This window comes from Streptomyces sp. NPDC057280 (assembly GCF_042668605.1).
GTDB lineage: Bacteria > Actinomycetota > Actinomycetes > Streptomycetales > Streptomycetaceae > Streptomyces.
Map to the genome: position 1 here is coordinate 270,658 of NZ_JBHUYR010000007.1, position 19,651 is coordinate 290,308.

Annotated in this window: 12 protein-coding genes; 3 read left to right on the top strand and 9 right to left on the bottom strand. The window is 66.9% G+C overall.

Annotated features, from left to right (window positions below; translation table 11 throughout):
* Positions 1-78 precede the first annotated feature (78 nt).
* Together murJ and ACFUO4_RS33605 are read right to left on the bottom strand one after the other, a co-directional pair.
* On the bottom strand, positions 79-2,346 hold the full coding sequence (gene murJ / locus ACFUO4_RS33600) for a murein biosynthesis integral membrane protein MurJ (RefSeq protein ID WP_383491912.1): 2,268 nt from the start codon (positions 2,344-2,346) through the stop codon (positions 79-81).
* A 44-nt stretch (positions 2,347-2,390) separates the two neighbouring features.
* Positions 2,391-4,763, bottom strand: a complete 2,373-nt coding sequence (locus ACFUO4_RS33605; RefSeq protein WP_383491914.1) for a DUF6049 family protein — start codon at positions 4,761-4,763, stop codon at positions 2,391-2,393.
* A 265-nt stretch (positions 4,764-5,028) separates the two neighbouring features.
* Here ACFUO4_RS33605 and ACFUO4_RS33610 point away from each other — a divergent pair, with 265 nt between their 5' ends.
* A complete protein-coding gene (locus ACFUO4_RS33610) occupies positions 5,029-6,471 on the top strand; it encodes a CCA tRNA nucleotidyltransferase (RefSeq protein ID WP_383491916.1) in 1,443 nt (480 codons plus the stop codon).
* 112 nt (positions 6,472-6,583) lie between these two features.
* Here ACFUO4_RS33610 and ACFUO4_RS33615 read toward each other — a convergent pair whose 3' ends face one another.
* The 4 genes from ACFUO4_RS33615 to ACFUO4_RS33630 form a co-directional block, all read right to left on the bottom strand.
* Positions 6,584-7,105, bottom strand: coding sequence for a hypothetical protein (locus ACFUO4_RS33615; RefSeq protein WP_383491918.1), 522 nt, complete (start codon positions 7,103-7,105; stop codon positions 6,584-6,586).
* A 124-nt stretch (positions 7,106-7,229) separates the two neighbouring features.
* Positions 7,230-8,492, bottom strand: a complete 1,263-nt coding sequence (locus ACFUO4_RS33620) for an MFS transporter (protein ID WP_383491920.1) — start codon at positions 8,490-8,492, stop codon at positions 7,230-7,232.
* Between the two features lie 98 nt (positions 8,493-8,590).
* A complete protein-coding gene (locus tag ACFUO4_RS33625; protein ID WP_079307530.1) occupies positions 8,591-9,673 on the bottom strand; it encodes an inositol-3-phosphate synthase in 1,083 nt (360 codons plus the stop codon).
* A 44-nt stretch (positions 9,674-9,717) separates the two neighbouring features.
* Positions 9,718-10,407 carry a PadR family transcriptional regulator gene (locus ACFUO4_RS33630; RefSeq protein ID WP_383491922.1) on the bottom strand — a complete coding sequence of 230 codons (690 nt, stop codon included), beginning with the start codon at positions 10,405-10,407 and terminating at the stop codon, positions 9,718-9,720.
* A 366-nt stretch (positions 10,408-10,773) separates the two neighbouring features.
* On the opposite strand from ACFUO4_RS33630, the gene ACFUO4_RS33635 reads away from it, so the two are divergent.
* The gene (locus ACFUO4_RS33635; RefSeq protein ID WP_383491924.1) at positions 10,774-13,392 is read left to right on the top strand and encodes a transglycosylase domain-containing protein; all 2,619 of its coding nucleotides are present in this window, start codon (positions 10,774-10,776) and stop codon (positions 13,390-13,392) included.
* Positions 13,393-13,508: 116 nt separating this feature from the next.
* Here the strand turns inward: ACFUO4_RS33635 and ACFUO4_RS33640 are convergent, their stop codons facing one another.
* From ACFUO4_RS33640 to ACFUO4_RS33650, 3 genes are all read right to left on the bottom strand, one after another.
* Positions 13,509-13,925, bottom strand: a complete 417-nt coding sequence (locus tag ACFUO4_RS33640) for a hypothetical protein (RefSeq protein ID WP_383491926.1) — start codon at positions 13,923-13,925, stop codon at positions 13,509-13,511.
* Positions 13,926-14,132: 207 nt separating this feature from the next.
* Positions 14,133-14,618, bottom strand: a complete 486-nt coding sequence (locus tag ACFUO4_RS33645) for a DUF2690 domain-containing protein (RefSeq protein WP_383491928.1) — start codon at positions 14,616-14,618, stop codon at positions 14,133-14,135.
* Positions 14,615-14,797 (bottom strand): LuxR C-terminal-related transcriptional regulator, encoded by a 183-nt coding sequence (locus tag ACFUO4_RS33650; RefSeq protein ID WP_383491930.1) that lies wholly within the window; start codon positions 14,795-14,797, stop codon positions 14,615-14,617. The genes ACFUO4_RS33645 and ACFUO4_RS33650 overlap by 4 nt, the downstream gene beginning before the upstream one ends.
* 491 nt (positions 14,798-15,288) lie before the next feature.
* Here ACFUO4_RS33650 and ACFUO4_RS33655 point away from each other — a divergent pair, with 491 nt between their 5' ends.
* On the top strand, positions 15,289-19,593 hold the full coding sequence (locus ACFUO4_RS33655; RefSeq protein WP_383491932.1) for a hypothetical protein: 4,305 nt from the start codon (positions 15,289-15,291) through the stop codon (positions 19,591-19,593).
* Positions 19,594-19,651: the final 58 nt, after the last annotated feature.

Sequence of the window (19,651 nt, forward strand, 5' to 3'; positions counted from 1 at the left end):
CCGAAACCAATTGTGCCCACAGTCCGCCGCTATGCACGACACACGGTGGCGGGCGATGGTTGTGCGCGTACCCCCTTATCAGCGCCCCAGCCGTCCGCGCACCATGCCGACCAGGGAGTTCAGCTCCTCGATACGCATCTTGCGGGCCGCCACGAAGAAGATCCCGAGCAGGACCGCTCCGCCGACGATCAGAGCGGCGAACGAGCCGATGACGCCTTGGCCGAGGGTTTGCGCGATGCCGTAGCAGGCCGCGCCGCTGAGGATCGCGGCCGGTACGGAGGCAATGCAGAGCCGGGCGTACGTCCGCATGACGCGGGCGCCGTCCAGGTCACCGCCCAGCTTCTTGCGCAGGCGACTCCAGGCGACACCGACGCCGACGGCGTAGGCGAGGCCGTACGAGGCCGCCATGCCGACGACCGCCCAGCGCGCCGGGATGACGAAGTAGCAGACGGCCGAGGCGGCGGCGTTGACGGCCGCCACGATGACCGTGTTGTAGAAGGGAGTCCTGGTGTCCTCGTATGCGTAGAACGCGCGAAGGACGACGTACTGCACGGAGAACGGGATCAGGCCGAGGCCGAAGGCCATCAGCATGTAGCCCATGTTCGTGGCCTGGTCGGCACCCGAGGAGCCGAAGATCAGGGTGCACATCGGGATGCCCAGGGCGACGAACCCGAAGGCGATGGGAACGATCGCGACAGCCGTGGTGCGCAGGCCTTGCGAGATGTCGTCGCGCACGGCTCCGCTGTCCTCCTCCGCGGCTGAGCGGGAGATGCGCGGCAGCAGGGCTGCCATCAGGGAGACCGTGATGATGGCCTGCGGCAGGCCCCAGATCAGCTGGGCGTTCGCATAGGCGGCGAAACCGGTGCCCTCGACACCAGAGTCGAAGCCGGCGGCGGTGGACAGCTGGGTGACCACAAGCGCGCCCGCCTGGTTGGCGAGGACGAACAGGATCGTCCACTTGGCGAGCATCGCGGCCTTGCCGAGGCCGTGGCCCTTCCAGTCGAAGCGGAGTCGCAGGCGGAAGCCGGTCTCGCGCAGGTAAGGGATCATCGCCAGGGACTGGACGACCAGGCCGAGCAGCACACCGACACCGAGGAGCCGCTGGCCCTCCGGCGGGATGCTCGTGACCCTCATCCCGGAGTGCTCCGAGGTGCCGTAGACCCACAGGAACATGCCGAGCGTCACGATGATGACGATGTTGTTCAGGACCGGGGTCCACATCATCGCGCCGAAGCGGCCGCGGGCGTTGAGGATCTGGCCCATCACCACGTGGACGCCCATGAAGAAGATCGAGGGCAGGAAGTAACGGGTGAAGGTGATGGCCACCTCGTTGGCGGCCGGGTCATTGGCGACCTTCGCGGACAGCGCGCGGACGAGGAGAGGTGCCGCGAACATCGCCAGGGCCGTGAGTGCGGCCAACGCGACCATCACCAGGGTCAGCAGGCGGTTCGCGTAGGCCTCGCCGCCGTCCTCGTCGTCCTTCATGGCCCGCACGAGTTGCGGCACGAAAACGGAGTTGAGACCGCCACCGACGGTCAGGATGTAGATCATCGTCGGCAGTTGGTAGGCGACCTGGAAGGAGTCGCCGAGGAGGCCGAGACCCAGAGCGGAGACGATCATGGCGGAGCGCACGAACCCGGTCAGCCGCGACACCAGCGTCCCCGCCGCCATCACCGCACTGGACTTCAGGAGGCCCCCGGCCTTCCCGCCCTTTTTCGCCGAAGCCGCGGCAGCCGCCGGAGCCGGCGATGCCGGAGGCGGTACGGGTGCCGTGCCCAGGTTCATGGTCCTGTCCGCGGACGGCGGCACGGGGGGCTCGGCGCCCGGCGGGGCCGGAGACGGAGCCGGCACCGACGCGGGCTGGTACGGCTCCTGGCCGCCGCCCTGCTGCTGGTCCCGGAAGAGGTGGGCGAACGCGTCCGGCTCGTGGCGCTCCTCGGCGGAGTGCGTGACGAGGTCGTCGACGCCCACGTACTGCGTGGTGCGCGGATCGTCGCCGTACGGCAGGTACTGGGTCGCGCCGTCCGGCTCGGGCGCCGGGGTCTGGGCCCACACATGCGGGTCGGGGGCGTACGGGGACTGCGGAGGCTGGGCGTACAGCGGCTGCTGCGGCTGGTACGTGCCCGGAGGCGGCGGGGGGTGCGCGGCGCGGTCGTAGAGCGCCTCGGCGACCGGGTCCTGGGCAGAGATGTCCTGGGCCCGGTAGGGGTCCTGGGCGTAGGCGTCCTGGAGGTACATGTCCGCGGGTGGCTGCGGCGGTACCTGGCCGTGCTCGGGCGGCGGGCCCTCGGGGTGACCCGAGCTGCCCGCGGCCTGGCCGCGGTCACCGTCGTACGGCGCGTTCATGGTTACCCCACCTCATCGTCCCGGGCCCACCGGCCACGACATCCTCAACGGTCCACTCTCTCACCCGTGCCGGAAGGGTCGGTGCTTTCCGCTGCGGTGTCCGGTGTCGGGTCACTCGGCTGCTGCGGGTCGCCTGCCCCGGGCCGGGTGCCGGACTCCTCAGAGAGACGGTCTTCGGGCCCTTCGGGGTTCTCCGGACCGTCCGCCGACTCCCCGGCGTCATCGGGGCCGTCGGATTCGCCTTCCGCCGCCTCGCGCTCGGCGGCCTGCTTGCGCCGCTTGTACATGCGGAAACCGGCGAGGACGAGAAGGAGGAAACCGCCGCCGATGACCAGCATCACGGTGGCCGTGAACTCGGTGACCTTCACGTCGAACCGGACGGGATCGCCGTACGCCTGGCCGTCCTCGGTGAAGAGCTGGGCGACCACCGTCGCCTGGCCGTTGGCCTGGGCCGAGGTGGTGAACTTCACGGTCTGGCTGTGGCCCCCGTTGACCGTGACCGGCTGCTCCTCGTAGTCGCCGTCGTCGATCTTCAGACGGGTCGGGTTCGTGGAGGTGAGACGCAGGATGAGGTGGTCGACGCCCTGCACCAGGTTGTTCTGCACGGTCACGGGGATCGTGGCGCTGCGCCCGGAGAGCTTGGTCTCGGACTTGTCGATCAGCTTGACCTGGCTGGTCAGCCTGTCGAGGTAGTTCCTCACACCGTCCCGGTAGCTCTGCGCCTCGGCGGGGCGGCCGCGCCACGACGTCGACATCTCACGGTTCATGGCCCGCCCGAAGGGGGTCACCACGCGGGACTGCTTGGTGAGGATCACCTTGAACTTGTCGAGCTTGTCCTGCACGGCCGCGATCTGCTCGAAGGCCGGCTTCGACAGCTCCTGCTTGCGCAGCTTGGCGGGGTAGGCGGAGGCCGGCGGGACCTTGGTGGTGGCGCTCGCGTCCGGCTTGGCGGCCGCCGCCGACGCCAGGGTCTGGGTCTGCGTCCAGTCCCCGCCCTGAAGGGCGGCCACTGCCGCCGCCATCGTCTGCGCCTGGCTCGCCGTCGGCGTGCGCTGCGGGGCGACGACGATGCTTCGCTGCTTGTCCACCTGCTGGTTCAGCGCCAGGCTCGAGGCAAGGAACTTCTGCACGGCGAGAGTGGACGCGGAGGCCGAGGTCAGGTCGCCCTCGAACGCCCTGGACAGCCGGGCGTCCGCGACCACCGCGGTGGTGCCGCCGCCGATGGGGCGGGCAGCGGAGGGCGTGTACGGCAGCCCGGCGGTCTCTTCGAGACTGTCACTGCGCGCGATCACCTTGTCGGCGCCCGCGGAGGTGGCGACCTGGACGATCGACGGGTCGACGGCGCCGTTCACGGGCCAGGCGAAGTCCGTGTCGGGCGTCACGTGGAGCACCGTCTGCACCGTGGTGGCCGCGGCGTCGGTGGCTTCCTTGAGGTGGCTCAGGGAGCCGGTGACGGTCGTGCCGTTGTGGGCGAGGGAGGCGAGGTCCGGGTCGGCGAACGGAAGGGCGACGACCTCCTTGTCGGTCACCGCGTCCTGAAGATCGGCCAGCCACTGCTTGGCGACCTCCTGGTGCGTACCCGCCACCGTGCCGGTGCCCGACTCGACGCGATAGGCGCCTGCCATCGCGTCGACGGAGGCGAGCAGGTCCGGGTCGATCACCCAGGTGACGTCCAGGCCCTTGCCCAGCGACAGCATCTGCTCCAGCCGGCCCCCCGGCGAGATCTCCTTGGCCAGGTCGTCGTTGAGGAAGACCGGCGTCTGCTCCGCGTTCGACCCCGTCTCGGCCGTCATGTGGGCGGTGGAGATCAGCGGCCACAGGACCGTCGTCTTCGTCTTGGTGTCGGCGCCTTCGGGCTGCCAGGGCAGATATGTCCGCTGGATGCCGAGGACCTGCTGCCACTGCTGTGCGGAGGTCTGACCGGTCAGGGAGACACCGAGCTGGTAGACGCCGTCCGAGCCGAGGTCCAGCTCGTCGACCGGGACGGCGATGCTGAAGCTCTGGGCGACGCCGGGTGCCAGCTTGGCGAACTTCTTGACGTACTTGCCGCCGACGATCGTCCCGTCGAGACCCGGCTGGAAGTCGGTGCGCTGCGCGACGCTGTCGACATCCGAGCGGGTGCTGAGCTCGGGGCCGACGCGCAGATCCACCTGGGCATCCGTGACCGTCTGCTTGCTCTCGTTGGTCACGGTGCCGGACACGGTCACCGTGTCGCCGTCCGTGGGGACGCTGGGCGTGAGCGTGTTGATGTCCACGGACACGGTGCTGGAGCCGGACGCGGCGCTGGCGGGCGCGGCGGCAGGCAGCTGGAGCAGTCCGGCCAGCAGAGGCGCGCCGGCGAGCAGTGCTCCCGTGCGCCGGAGCCACCGGCGGGCAGGTGAGGGACTCATCCCCTGGAAGTCTGCCGCCTCGGCCACGCGCTCGCCCGTCCCTCGTCGTCAGTGGTCGTCAGTGGTCGTCGCAATGTGCGTCCACGCATGGTAACGATGCGCGCTGAGGGGAAGTGCCGCGGTCTGCTCCACAAGATCGGGAAGCGGGGCCGGGCCGTCCTGTATGTGTGCGTATAAAGGGGAGCGAATCCGTACGTCCTCCAGGTGGTCCTTGCCTGCGACCCGGCGTACGGGTCTGTGCAGATTTAATGGAGGCGCTCTCGGTCGCCGGGGCCACGTACCCTTTTCTGTTGTGCCGAACGCCAACGAAGACAAGCCCAGCGCCCTGAATCAGGTGCAGCACCGCGCGGTCACCGAACTGCTGCGGGTCGCTCCTGTCGCCGACGACCTCGCCCGCCGTTTCCAGGAGGCCGGGTTCTCTCTCGCCCTGGTCGGCGGCTCGGTGCGGGACGCGCTGCTCGGCCGGCTCGGCAACGACCTGGACTTCACGACCGATGCCCGCCCTCAGGACGTGCTGAAGATCGTGCGCCCGTGGGCGGACGCCGTGTGGGAGGTCGGGATCGCCTTCGGCACAGTGGGTGCGCAGAAGGACGGCTACCAGATCGAGGTGACGACGTACCGGTCGGAGGCGTACGACCGGACTTCGCGCAAGCCGGAGGTGTCGTACGGCGACTCCATCGAGGAAGACCTCGTCCGGCGTGACTTCACGGTGAACGCGATGGCGGTGGCGCTGCCGGAGAAGGAGTTCATCGACCCGCACGGCGGTTTGGAGGATCTCGCGGAGCGGGTGCTGCGCACTCCCGGCACTCCCGAGGCCTCCTTCTCGGACGACCCGCTGCGGATGATGCGTGCCGCGCGCTTCGCCGCCCAGCTCGACTTCGAGGTGGCCCCCGAGGTGGTTGCGGCCATGAAGGAGATGTCCGGGCGTATCGACATCGTCTCGGCCGAGCGCGTCCGGGACGAGCTGAACAAGCTGATCCTGTCCGCGCACCCGCGCAAGGGCCTGACCCTGCTGGTCGACACGGGCCTCGCGGACCACGTCCTGCCCGAGCTGCCGGCGCTGCGTCTGGAACGCGACGAACACCACCGCCACAAGGACGTCTACGACCACACACTGATCGTCCTGGAGCAGGCGATGGCACTGGAGGAGGACGGCCCCGACCTGGTCCTCCGCCTCTCCGCTCTCCTCCACGACATCGGCAAGCCGCGCACGCGGCGCTTCGAGAAGGACGGCCGTGTCTCGTTCCACCACCACGAGGTGGTCGGCGCGAAGATGACCAAGAAGCGCATGACGGCGTTGAAGTACTCCAACGACCTGGTGAAGGACGTCTCTCGCCTGGTCGAACTCCACCTGCGCTTCCACGGCTACGGCACGGGCGAGTGGACGGACTCCGCGGTCCGCCGCTACGTCCGTGACGCCGGCCCGCTCCTCGACCGCCTCCACAAGTTGACGCGCTCGGACTGCACGACCCGCAACAAGCGCAAGGCGACGGCGCTCTCTCGTGCCTACGACGGCCTGGAGGAGCGCATCGCCCAACTCCAGGAGCAGGAAGAACTGGACGCCATCCGCCCGGACCTGGACGGCAACCAGATCATGAAGATCCTCGACGTCGGCCCGGGCCCAGCGGTTGGCCGTGCGTACAAGCACCTGCTGGAGCTGCGGCTGGAGAACGGGCCTATGGGCGAGGAGGCTGCGGCCGCAGCACTCAAGGAGTGGTGGGCCGAGCAGGGCTGAGGCTGTGAAACGGGGTCATGTTTCACGTGAAACATGACCCCGGAGAGCATCGAGGGGCGACGTTTCACGTGAAACGTCGCCCCTCGATGTGTCTGCGATACCGCAGGACCTACTACTTGTCCTTCAGGCAGAGCAGGAAGTCGGTGCCGTCGCCGGACTCGGTGTAGACGTACTGGAAGTCCTTGGCCTCGGCCGCGCACTTGGTCTCGGCAAGGGAGCCGCTGAACGTGCCTTCGATCTTGGCCAGCACCGTGAACTGGGCCTTCGAAGAGCCACAGTCGACGACCTCAAGGTCCGGGTTGTTGTCGTCAGTGCTGCCGCGGTGCATGCAGTCGCCGACCGCCGCAGTGTTGGCGTCGTCGCGGCTGGCGATCCAGCCGCCGATAGCGAAAGCGGCGACGACCACGACGATGACGATGTTCTTGATCGTCTTGAAGCTCAGCTTGCGCTTCGGCTGCGCCGGCGGGACCGGCGCGTAGGGGACGCCACCCTGCTGCTGCGGGAAGCCCGGCTGCTGGCCCTGCGCGTAGGGGTTGCCGTCCTGGGGCGGGTACGGGGCCTGGGCCTGCGGCTGGCCGTAGGGCTGCTGGCCCTGGGCGAACGGGTTCTGGCCCTGGGGCGGCGGAGTAGACACTTGGGGGTCCCCCTAGAACATGGGTGAGTGATGCGCAACTAGGCGCGAGTAAGACGCACGTAAGTTACCGGGCCCCACTGACACCCCTGTACCCCAGGGGGACTCTGTGTCATTGATGTGACACTTACTGGCGTCCAAAGCGGGTCATAGCTACAGCAACTGCCCCGTAGATAACGGCCACTGTGACCACCAACACCACAGAGCGCCCGTCCGGCGGCAGCATCAGGGCGGCGACAGCGGCGGCGCCGACGAAGGCGATGTTGAACAGGACGTCGTAGACGGAGAAGATCCGGCCACGGAAGCCGTCGTCGACCGAGGACTGCACGAGGGTGTCCGTCGCGATCTTCGCGCCCTGGGTGATCAGTCCCAGGACGAACGACGCCACGAGCATCGGCGTGACGGCGAAGGGGAGGCCCAGAGCAGGTTCCAGGATTGCGGCGGCTGCCGCGCATACGACGATCCAGCGGCCGGGGCCGAGACGCCCTGCTGCCCACGGTGTCACCACAGCCGCCACGAAGAAGCCCGCGCCCGAGATGCCCAACGCCAGCCCCAGCAGGGCGAGTCCGTCGTCGGTCGTCGAGGAGAACTCGTAGCGGCACAGCATCAGGAGCATCACCAACAGGGCGCCGTAGCAGAAGCGCATCAGTGTCATCGCGGAGAGCGCCCAGGTGGCTTCCCGGCGGGGTTTCCCGGCGAGGTGGCGGACGCCCGCCGCCAGGTCGCGAGCGGTGCTGGTGAAGGCTGCTGCGAGGCCGGGGTGCGCCAACGCGCGGTCGGGGCCGAGCAGTTCCTTCGAGATGCGCAGCGCTGCCAGCGCCGCACACAGGTACAGGGCCGCCCCCAGGAGCACGACGGCCGCGTCGGAGTCGGCCACGACCAGGCGTACGACGAAGGCGAGGCCGCCGCCCGCGGTCGCCGCGAGCGTGCCGGCGGTCGGGGAGAGGGAGTTGGCGATGACGAGGCGCTCGGTGTCGACCACGCGCGGCAGAGCGGCGGACAGGCCCGACAGCACGAAGCGGTTGACGGCGGTGACGGACAGCGCGGAGACGTAGAAGAGCCAGTCGGGCGCGTCGCTGACCATCAGGACGGCCGTCGCCGAAGCCATCGCCGCACGCACCAGGTTGCCGTAGAGGAAGACCTGGCGGCGGCGCCAGCGGTCCAGCAGGACGCCGGCGAAGGGGCCCACCAGGGAGTAGGGGAGCAGCAGGACGGCCATGGCGGAGGCGATGGCGGCGGCCGAGGTCTGTTTCTCCGGGGAGAAGACGACGTACGCGGCGAGCGCGATCTGGAAGACGCCGTCGGCGCCCTGGGAGAGCAGGCGTACGGCGAGAAGGCGTCTGAAACCCTGGAAGCGGAGCAGGACGCGCAGGTCACGTACGACGGCCATGGGGCACAGCCTCACACAAGGGAAGGGTCCCCGGGCGGTACAAACCCGGGGACCCTCGACACAGCCCTGGCAGGAGCGTTTTTGAGCGGGGGTGAGCTTTAGCGCTCGACCTCGCCCTTGATGAACTTCTCGACGTTCGCGAAGGCCTCGTCGTCGAAGTACTGGACCGGCGGGGACTTCATGAAGTACGAGGACGCCGACAGGATCGGGCCGCCGATGCCGCGGTCCTTGGCGATCTTCGCGGCGCGCAGGGCGTCGATGATGACACCCGCGGAGTTCGGGGAGTCCCAGACCTCGAGCTTGTACTCCAGGTTCAGCGGGACGTCGCCGAAGGCACGGCCCTCGAGGCGGACGTAGGCCCACTTGCGGTCGTCGAGCCAGGCCACGTAGTCCGAGGGACCGATGTGGACGTTCTTCTCGCCCAGCTCGCGGTCGGGGATCTGCGAGGTGACGGCCTGCGTCTTCGAGATCTTCTTGGACTCGAGGCGGTCGCGCTCCAGCATGTTCTTGAAGTCCATGTTGCCGCCGACGTTGAGCTGCATCGTGCGCTCGAGGCGGACACCGCGGTCCTCGAACAGCTTCGCCATCACGCGGTGCGTGATGGTCGCGCCGACCTGCGACTTGATGTCGTCACCGACGATCGGGACACCGGCCTCGGTGAACTTGTCGGCCCACTCCTTGGTGCCGGCGATGAAGACCGGAAGGGCGTTGACGAAGGCGACCTTGGCGTCGATGGCGCACTGGGCGTAGAACTTCGCCGCGTCCTCGGAACCGACCGGCAGGTAGCAGACGAGAACGTCGACCTGCTTGTCCTTGAGGACCTGGACGACGTCGACCGGCTCCTCGGCGGACTCCTCGATGGTCATGCGGTAGTACTTGCCGAGACCGTCGAGCGTGTGACCGCGCTGGACCGTGACGCCCTTGTTCGGGACGTCGCAGATCTTGATGGTGTTGTTCTCGCTGGCACCGATGGCGTCCGAGAGGTCGAGGCCGACCTTCTTCGCGTCGACGTCGAAGGCGGCGACGAACTCGACGTCTCCGACGTGGTAGTCGCCGAACTGGACGTGCATCAGTCCGGGGACCTTGGACGCCGGGTCGGCGTCCTTGTAGTACTCGACTCCCTGAACCAGCGACGCGGCGCAGTTGCCCACACCGACGATGGCTACGCGAACCGAACCCATTCCGGTTGCTCCCTGTGTGTACGAGTGAGGCCCTGACTGGGCGCTCACGTGGCGGTGTCGTCGGGCAGATCGGTCCGGGGGGTGTCCCCGGGCCGTGGCAGGTTGCCCGTCGCTCCAGTGGTGTTGTTCTGCTGAGAGGACTGAGCGGGCCCCCCGGTGGAACCACGAAGGTCCCGTCCGGCCCGCTCGCTCTCGATGAGCTCGTTCAGCCAGCGCACTTCGCGCTCCACGGACTCCATTCCGTGGCGCTGGAGCTCAAGCGTGTAGTCGTCGAGGCGCTCCCGGGTGCGCGCGAACGAGACGCGCATCTTGTCCAAGCGCTCCTCCAGCCGGCTGCGCCGGCCTTCCAGCACCCGCACGCGCACATCGCGCGACGTCTGCCCGAAGAAGGCGAAACGCGCGGCGAAGTGCTCGTCCTCGTACGCGTCGGGGCCGGTCTGGGAGAGCAGCTCCTCGAAGTGCTCCTTACCTTCCGCCGTCAACCGATAGACGATCTTGGCGCGGCGCCCCGCGAGTGATGCGGCGAGGGCGTCCTCGGGAGCGTGCCCCGACTCCTCGATCAACCAGCCGTTGGCGACCAGCGTCTTGAGGCAGGGGTAGAGCGTGCCGTAACTGAACGCACGGAACACGCCCAGTGACGTATTGAGTCGTTTGCGCAGCTCGTAGCCGTGCATCGGGGACTCGCGCAGGAGACCGAGTACGGCGAACTCCAGGATCCCGGAACGCCGGCTCATGGTCGCCTCCTCTCGGTCTTCCGCTCGCTTATGCCGCTCTGATGTATCGACTCGATACATCACGACGATAGAACGGCCTTCCGGATGCGACAAGTGCGGGAACGGTGAACGGGATCACATCACCGATTCGTTGGAGGCAAGTTGCCTGATTTGGGGTGAACTTCGGGGCTAGGCGGGTTTTGACGGTGCGTAGTCTGTGCGGCATGCACACCACCGGGAACCGAGTGACGCATGGGGGCGTCGTCGTCCTCGGTGCAGTACGGGTGAATGCGAAAGCGACCACATCCGTACTTCGGGGGGACCGGAAACCAGCAGCCGCCGTTTCCAGGCGCGCAAAGGTGCGCCTGCCCTAGGAGTAGTCGTTCGATGAGCGAGCACCGTCGCAAACCGCCGCAGCCGCAGGGAGGCGGACGTGCCGCGGCCCGACGCGGCCAGTCCGGCTCGTCCTCCGGCCGCCGTGCGGCACCGCGTGGCGCCACCGGATCTCCTTCCGACGCGTACGGGTCGGGTTCCCACGAGTCGGGTGCGGAGGAGCGGTCGTACGGCGGCCGCGCCGAGGCCCGCCGCGCGGCGCAGAGAGGTGGGGGCAGCCGACGCAGAGCGCCCGAGCCCACGGCCCGCGGCGCGCGTCGCGGCTCCACCGGCCCTGGACGCGGCCGAGCCGCCACCTCCACCAAGAACCGGTTCATCGACTACCCACGCGCCGGCAAGTACGGCTGGCAGCGCTGGGTTCCTTCCTGGCGCCTCGTCTCCGGACTGAGCCTCGCCTTCTTCGGCAGCCTGGTCGCCATCGCCGGCATCGGGTACGCCATGGTTGGCATCCCCAGCGAGAACGCTGCCGCCAAGTCCGAGAACAACGTCTTCTACTGGGCCGACGGCAGCCAGATGGTGGCGACAGGCAGCGGCGCGAACCGGCAGAACGTCGACATCTCCAAGATCCCCAAGGCCATGCGGTGGGCCGTGATCTCCGCGGAGAACAAGAGCTTCTACCAGGACAAGGGCGTGGACCCCATGGGTATCGCCCGGGCTCTGGCCAACATGGCTCGAGGCGGCGACACGCAGGGCGGTTCGACCATCACCCAGCAGTATGTGAAGAACACCTACCTCAGCCAGGAACAGACCGTCTCCCGGAAGTTCAAGGAGATGTTCATCTCCATAAAGGTGGGGACGAAGCTCACGAAGGACGAGATCCTCCAGGGTTACCTGAACACCTCGTACTACGGCCGTGGTGCCTACGGCATCCAGGCCGCCGCGCAGACGTACTACGGCAAGAACGCCGAGGATCTCTCGGTGTCCCAGTGCGCCTTCCTGGCCGCGCTGCTCAAGGGGCCGACGTACTACGACCCTATCGACAACACGGGCATCGATCCGTCGGCGACCAAGGCGAAGAACCTCGAGCGTTCCAAGGAGCGCTGGAGCTGGATTCTCGAGCAGATGCACGACGACAAGCGCATCACGGACGCCGAGTATCAGGGCGCCATCAAGGAGTACCCCACGCCCCAGGGCCTCAAGGCGACCAAGGGCATGACCGGCCAGATCAGCTACCTCGTCGACACGGCCAAGAAGTACGTGCTGGCCCACTCGGACATCTCGCGGGCAGACCTCGACAAGGGTGGCTACCAGATCTACACGACCTTCGAGAAGGACAAGGTCAACGATCTGGCCAAGGCCGTCAAGAAGATCGAGGACGCGCGCATCGACCCGAAGAAGCGGGAGTTGGACAAGCACGTCCAGTTCGGCGCCGCGTCGGTGAGGCCCAATGACGGTGCGATCGTCGCGCTGTACGGCGGTGCGGGGTACGAGAACGGCCACTTCAACAACAACGCGGACTCCTCGGGTGTGCCCGTCGGTTCCACGTGGAAGCCGTTCGTGCTGGCCGCGGCGATGGAGTACGGGACGTACAAGAGTGAGGGGGAGGGTGTCTCGCCCCTGAGCAAGTACAACGGCAACGACCATCTCAAGGTCAGGAAGCCCGACGGCACCTACTACCTGCGCAAGGACAACTCGATCTTCTACCAGGAGAACGAGAGCGACTATCCCTGGGGATACGTCACCTTGCGCAAGGCGATGGAACAGTCGATCAACACGCCGTTCGTGCAGCTCGGCGTGGACGTGGGGATGGACAACGTCGCGAACGTGGCCGAGAAGTCCGGCATTCTCAAGGACAGTTTCGCCCCCGACTTGAACCCTTCCTTCGCTCTCGGTACGTCGACCCCCAGTGCCATCCGCATGGCCGACGCCTACGCCACCTTCGCCGCGTCCGGGAAGCACGCGGACCCGTACTCGGTGACGCAGGTCAAGAAGAACGGTGAGCCGGTACCCGGTTTCAGCAAGCCGAAGGTCACCCTGGCGATGCCCGAGAACGTGGCGAACAACGTCACGGACACCCTCGAGAACGTCATCAAGAACGGTACGGGTAAGAACGCGCTGGCCCTGGGCCGTAGGGCTGCCGGCAAGACCGGTACTACCGACAGCAACAAGTCCGCCTGGTTCGTCGGCTACACCCAGCAGTTGTCGACGTCGGTCGCGATGTTCCGAGAAGACCCCAAGACCAACAAGCTGCTCTCCATGAACGGCACGGCGGGTGTGGAGTCCATCCACGGTGGTGACATCCCGACGTCCATCTGGACCGAGTACATGAAGGCCGCACTCAAGAACGCCAGCGACACCGGGTTCCCGGAAGCCGAGAAGATCGGTGAGATCCAGGACGAGGAGGGTGCGCCGTCTCCCACGCCGTCCGTCACCGCGACGCCGAGTGAGACGCCGAGCGCGACGCCGAGCCCGACGCCCAGCGAGACCGAGGTCCTTCCCTCGCCGTCGGTCAGCGAGTCCTGCAAGTTCAGCTGGCAGTGCAGCACTGACACCGGAGGCACAGACACCGGCGGTGCGGACGGAGGCGTGACCTCCTCACCGACCGCCACGGCGACGGACAGCAACAGCAGAGGAAATCAAAACGGAGGCATCTTCGGAGGCTCAACGGGTTGATTAGTCGAGCACCACGGTCGTCCAAGCGAATCTGACATAAGAAAGAACAGGCCCCGGTTCAGCGCCGGGGCCTGTTCGGATTACGAACCTCGCGAGAGGCTACTATTGCTTGGGTGTTACGAGGCGCTGTCTTCGCAATAGTTCAGCCGTGTGCTGCCTTCGAACGTCGCAGCCTGAATTGCGAACCCGACAAGGTCTCGTCCTGTAGTGGCCGAAGTTTCCCAGGAGCCTGTGCCACCGTTTCCGCCGTAGTAGTGGTGCCATGGCCAGTAAACGACATCATCCGGTGCGAAGCCGTACGTTACGAGGCGGATAGCTACATGGTGTCCGTCTGCGGCTGAGTCACTCACTACGAGGCTGATGTAGGGGATCTTCTCTTCGCCGTAATCCCACCCGGTGGAGTAGAGGCTTCCGTTCACGCCAGTGGCGTGGCAGGCTGCAGTGTAGGTTGCGGCACTTGCAGGAGATATCCCCATAACCATGAAGACTCCAGCGCCCGCCGCGAGTAGCCCAGCTTTCATTCTCTTGTTCATTACATCCCCTCGAATGAGACGCCGAGCCCGACGTCCAGCGAGACCGAGACCCTTCCCTCGCCCTCGGCTAGCGAGTCCTGCAAGTTCAGCTGGCAGTGCTCAAACAAACGGAGACGGACACCACCCGAGGCAACGGCAACGGCATCTTCGGAGGACCCGCAGGCTGATGATCCCCGGGACCCTTCGCTCGGCCGGCCCCGAGGTCACTCAGAACTTCGTACTGCACTTCAGGGGGTACTCGTTGCCCTGGAAACTGATGCACACGCGGTAGTAGTACGAAGCGCCGCCCAGCATGTTCGACCAGTCGTTTCCGGAGTCCGGCACTGCGACGGAAAGCGACTTGAGAAGTGTCCCGGACGAGTTGTACTTCTCTATGTACCCGAAGGCGTTGTAGGTCGGATTACTCGACGTGTTGTGCACGCGGACCCAGGCGGCGTCACAGGTGCTCGACCATCTGAGCTCGGCGATCCGCTCGTTGTTGTTCACGGTCCGTACCGTAGATGTGTACTGGTCGTCGCAGTTCATGGACACAGGGCCCTTGTTGTCGCATCCCGTGCTGTTGCAACCTGCCGCGTACGACGTTCCGCCCAGTGGAATCAACACGGCGGTCATCGCCGCTCCGGTGACGGCAGCGGCCTTGATCATTGAATTCTTCTTCATGGATCCCTCTTTGGCTATGTGGTCTTCGGTCATACGGATTCGTCCAGCAGTCCGATCTCGCTGACGCGCAGGCCCAGTGCGAATCGCCCACGTGCCTCCAGCTCTTCCATCAGCCTGTTCACGCGGCGTTGGACAGTCCTGTGGCCGAGGGCGAGATGCTGAGCAATGGCTTTGTCCGGGAGGCCGCTTCGCATAAGCCGAAGGATCTCCATATCCAGGTCATCGGTAAATAATTTGCGGCCCAATGAGGACCCCCGTTTGCGTGTTCTTTACCGCTTTAGTGTGCTGCCGATTGCCGGTGCGTGCACTTCACTTTATGTGTTGCGACGGAGGGCGAGCAAGACGTTTAAAGCCAACCTTCTGTGCATAACGGGCGAAAGTTTGGCGTAATTGCGCCATGTCATTCGGTTTTTCCGGGCCCGGATCTGGGTATTTTTCCGGCTTCCGGTGGATTTGCTTGCTTCCTCGTTCGTATTCCTGGCGACTGGGCGCAAATACGCCAACGATATCTGTGTTTTCGGGAGTTCCCTCATGGTGTCATGTCGATGATTCGCCTTTGCTGGGTTCACTCGGTGAACGTCGTTCCGTTCCCTTTGGGGCGAATGAAGTGGAATTAACCGCATCATTCGGAATCGGCGGCCGAGTGTGAACTGCGCAGCAATCCACCTTCGAGGGAGTTGCGTTGACACATAGAAGACGCAGGATGGCCGCCGCGGTCGCCGTGGCGGCCATCGCGGCCTTGGCGGGGTTGATACAACCGCCCGCCATGGCGTCCGACCGGACACTTGCCCCTGCGGCCGACGCCGCGGACAGCGGGCACACCCCGTTCTCGGTACCGGCGGACAGGCGTTCCGAGCTGCTGGGCAAGAACTGGAAGAAGTCGGACGACCTGGCGTGGACCACGTCCGGGGACGCCGACGGCTTCCATCTCCTCACCGCCTGGAAGAAGGACGGCTACACCTGGCGCACGGCCGCGTCGCTGTCCGAACCCGGGGTCGACGCGGACGCCTGGATCGGCAACGTGTGCGTCACCGGCTCGGGCCGGCGGGCGGTCGTGGTCTACGCGCCGCGTACGTTCACCAACAAGCCGCAGTTGATGGCTCGAGGCGGCTTCACGGCGATCGTCGACCTGACAAGCGGCCGAGTCAGGAAACTGGGGCTCAAGGCCTCGCTGTCGTACTACAACCCGGGCTGCGGCACGGGGGAAACAGCCGTCCTCACCCAGTCCGGTGGCGATGACCTGGGCGGCACTCGGCTGATCAAGCTGAACACGTCTACGGGCAAGCTCGGCAAGGCGATCACACTCAAGGGGCAGTACACGTCCGCGGTGCCCGTGGCGGACGGTTCCATAGCCGCGGCCTCGGGAGCGGAGGTCGTACGCGTGACGGCGGACGGCGGCCGCAAGGCCCTGGTCCGGACGGACGGGGTGCCCTACCGGCTCAGCCCGGACGGCCGGGGCGGGCTCACCTTCCTCGACAAGCGGGGCCTCATATCCAAGGTCAAGCGCGTCGGCGCTGCCGCCCTGGCCCATCCGGACGCACGCCGGACGCGTGCGGCGGTACTGGCCCAGGGACGTGCCACCGAGACGGGACTGACGCGCAGCGCCGGGACCGTGTACGTGACCGGCACCACGAGGCAGTCGGTGAAGGCCGGCCACCTGCCGTCGTCGGTACGGTGGTTGGCGGCCACCCCGAAGGACGTCACCGTCTCCACACGCGGCGAGGCCGTCCTGACCCACACGGAGTGGGCCGACGGCAAGGGCACGCTGCTGCAGCCCGGCGAGGCCACCAGGGCTCGTACGGTGAAGCTGTCCCTGACCACGCGCGCCACCGGCCGCAAGGCCTCGTTCACCGTCGACCCGGCCCGGCAGGTGTTGGCACCCGCGGGCCAGGACCGTGCCGTGTCGCCGGGGCTGTCGACCGGATCCGGAGACGGAGCCAGGACATCGGAGGCGGCCGCCGCCGGTGATCCGAACGACCCCGTCGAGGCGGAACGCACCTGCTCCGTGCCCCGCAACGACCCCCACAACCAGGCGATGCAGCCCAAGCCGCGCCAGGTGGAGTGGGCCGTGGACATGGCGGTCAAGGGACTGCTGAACACGCACATCTCGCGCCCGGCCAACTGGAAGAACCTCGGGATGCCGGCCTACCAGCCGCAGACCCTCTTCCTGAACCCGGCGCTGGAGGGCGGCGGCCGTGCCATGGCGCAGGTCATGCTCGGCGTGACCACCCAGGAGTCGAACATGTGGCAGGCGGGCCGCGAGGCCGTCCCCGGTGTCACCGCCAACCCGCTGATCGGCAACTACTACGGCATCGACCTCTACGACGGCAACACCAGCAACGACTGGGACATCAACTTCGCCAAGGCGGACTGCGGGTACGGCATCACGCAGATCACCGACCACATGCGGATGGCCGGTCGTGAGGACGGCCACGGCGGCGAGGCCTGGCCGTACGAGAAGCAACGTGCCGCGGCCCTGGACTACACCGCGAACATCGCTGCGGGCCTGCAGACCCTCGTCTCCAAGTGGAACGAGACGCGCGCGGCGGGCATGATCGCCAACCACGGCACCACCGGTCGCCCGGAGAACTGGTACTTCGCCCTGTGGTCCTACAACTCCGGCTTCCACGTCAACGCCGGTGACGGCTCACCGTGGGGGCTCGGCTGGGCCAACAACCCCGCCAACCCCGAGTGGGACGCCGGACGGCTGCCCTTCATGGAGAACGCGGCCGGCGGCGAGGACGCCAGCGCCGCCGCCCGTCCGCAGAACTGGCCCTACCAGGAGAAGGTCCTCGGCTTCGCCGCACACCCGCCCTCCTTCCTGGAATCCCCCGGCACACTGGTCCCCGCCTTCCGCCCCGCCACCTGGAACGGCACCAACTCGGCCGTCACCGTCAAGGGCAGCGCGCTCTACAACCGCGCCCACCTGAAGGCCCCCGAGGACGCGTTCTGCGACTCCTCCAACAGCTGCAACCCGAGCCGGATCTCCGACGGCGCCTCCAACGACACCGCGTCCAGCGGCCCCTGTGGCCGCGACGACCTCAAGTGCTGGTGGAACAAGCCGGTGACCTGGAAGAGCGACTGCGTCGACACCTGCGGATACGAGTTCGTCCGCTTCGGCGACACGTCGCCGGAGGAGCCCGACGGCACCGCCTATCCGCCCAGCTGCACCACCAGCGGCCTCCCGGACGGCGCCCTGATCGTCGACGACGTTCCCGCGGGAACGCCCGTGGTCCGTGCGGGGTGCACCAACTCCTGGACGAACTCCGGCACCTTCACCCTCGGCTTCGCGAACAACGGGGTCGAGACCGTGTACCCGGCCAAGGTCGACCTGCATCAGCTGGGGGCCGGCTTCGGCGGGCACTTCTGGTTCGGCCACACCCGGGCCGACGACGCCAAGGGCCAGCGCCTGAAGATCACGGGCACCTGGACCCTCAACAAGTCGCTGAACAGCACGGCGAAGGTATGGGTCCACATCCCCGATCACGGGGCACAGACGAAGTACGCACAGTACGAGGTCGACAACGGACGGTGGACCAGTCGGCGGACCGTCTCCCAGGTCGGCTCAAGCAACCGTTGGGTCTCCCTCGGAGCGTTCCGATTCAGCGGCGTACCCAAGGTTCGGCTGACGACGATCACACCGGACGGGACTGGCGATCAGGACATCGCCTTCGATGCCGTGGCCGTTCATCCGGGCGACTACGCGGTCAACGGCACCGAACTCTCTCTGCCTGCCGCGAACCCCAACGCCCCGAACATCGACTACACCCAGCAGGAGGTCGAGGAGACACCGCACGCAGGTCCGACCGCCCTGGCACGGCAGCAAGGAACTCCGCCGAGCAAATGCACGTCCGTTCCGTCACAGAAGGGCGTTCGGATGTGCCTCGGATTCGGCAAGCCGAGTTCGGGTAGATCCCCCTTCACGCAGGAGACCTCCAGCGTCGGTACGACCGAGCTCGATCTGGTCCCGTGGTGCAAGAACCGCGTGCACAACTCGTTCAACCGGTTCGAGGGGTGCATGCAGGACAGCAGCCCCCTCATCGCGACTTTCATCGACGGCGATGGGGAACCGATCGGTGAGGTCCACTGGGCCATGCAGCGGCAGATCAAACTCTATCCGGACGACGATCTGATCCGGGAAGTCCTGAAGATCATTCCGGTACGGATGGATCCCGGGATCAAAGCCGTCTCCCTCCAGTGGCTCACGGACTGCTACCCGGCATGCACGTCCGACCCGCCGCTCTTCAACGGTTCCACTACGTGGACGCAGGGGGACCAGCACACTACGGAGGCCCTCTTCACCCACGAGTGGACCGGCTCCACCTCCGACGCCATGACGGTCGACTGGCTCATCACCGGCTCCTCGCCCGACGCGGCCAACCAGTCGACGGTATGGATCCAGGACGAGGACTTCGACATCCGGTGCGACGCGAAGGTGGGCTCCTATCGCGGATGCGTGTTCCCTGCGTACGTCCCGTCCTTCACCGTGAACACGGAGAAGTACCCGGCCGCAAGCGCCCTGTACTGGGTGCTCAAGACGAAGCTCAGGACTCACCCGGGCAGTAAGGCGGACAACAGGCCGCTGCACCGTCTGGAAGACACCTCCGCCCAGGACGGCAACCGGCGTCGTATGTGCCAGAACGTGAGCGCCAAGTTCGATCCCCATCCCGACACACCCGATGCCTCGTGCGACGAGTACCCCTTCGCCGCGTCGCGGGAGAGTGGGGGCCAGATCTCCGGTCTGACGGGGGACCAGTGCGCGCAGTTCTACGCGTTCACTGACAACGGGCGTTGGGTTCTGCGCGACGACGACAGGGTCGGTCCGCCGACTTGGGACGAGCCCTGCGGGCGAGGGAACATTCCGAGCGAGCAGAACGAGGGCGCTGGCGGCGACCTCGGACGGTTCACGCAGGAAGCCCGTCTGCTGGACGGTGATCCCTACTGGGTGGAGACACCAGGGTTCGCGGACTGCGGGACGAACACCCTCTGTGAGATTCGGCTGCCTTAGCCGAGGCTGAGCCGGGGCAGCCCTGCCCTGCCCCGGCTTGCTTCGGCCGGTACTCAAT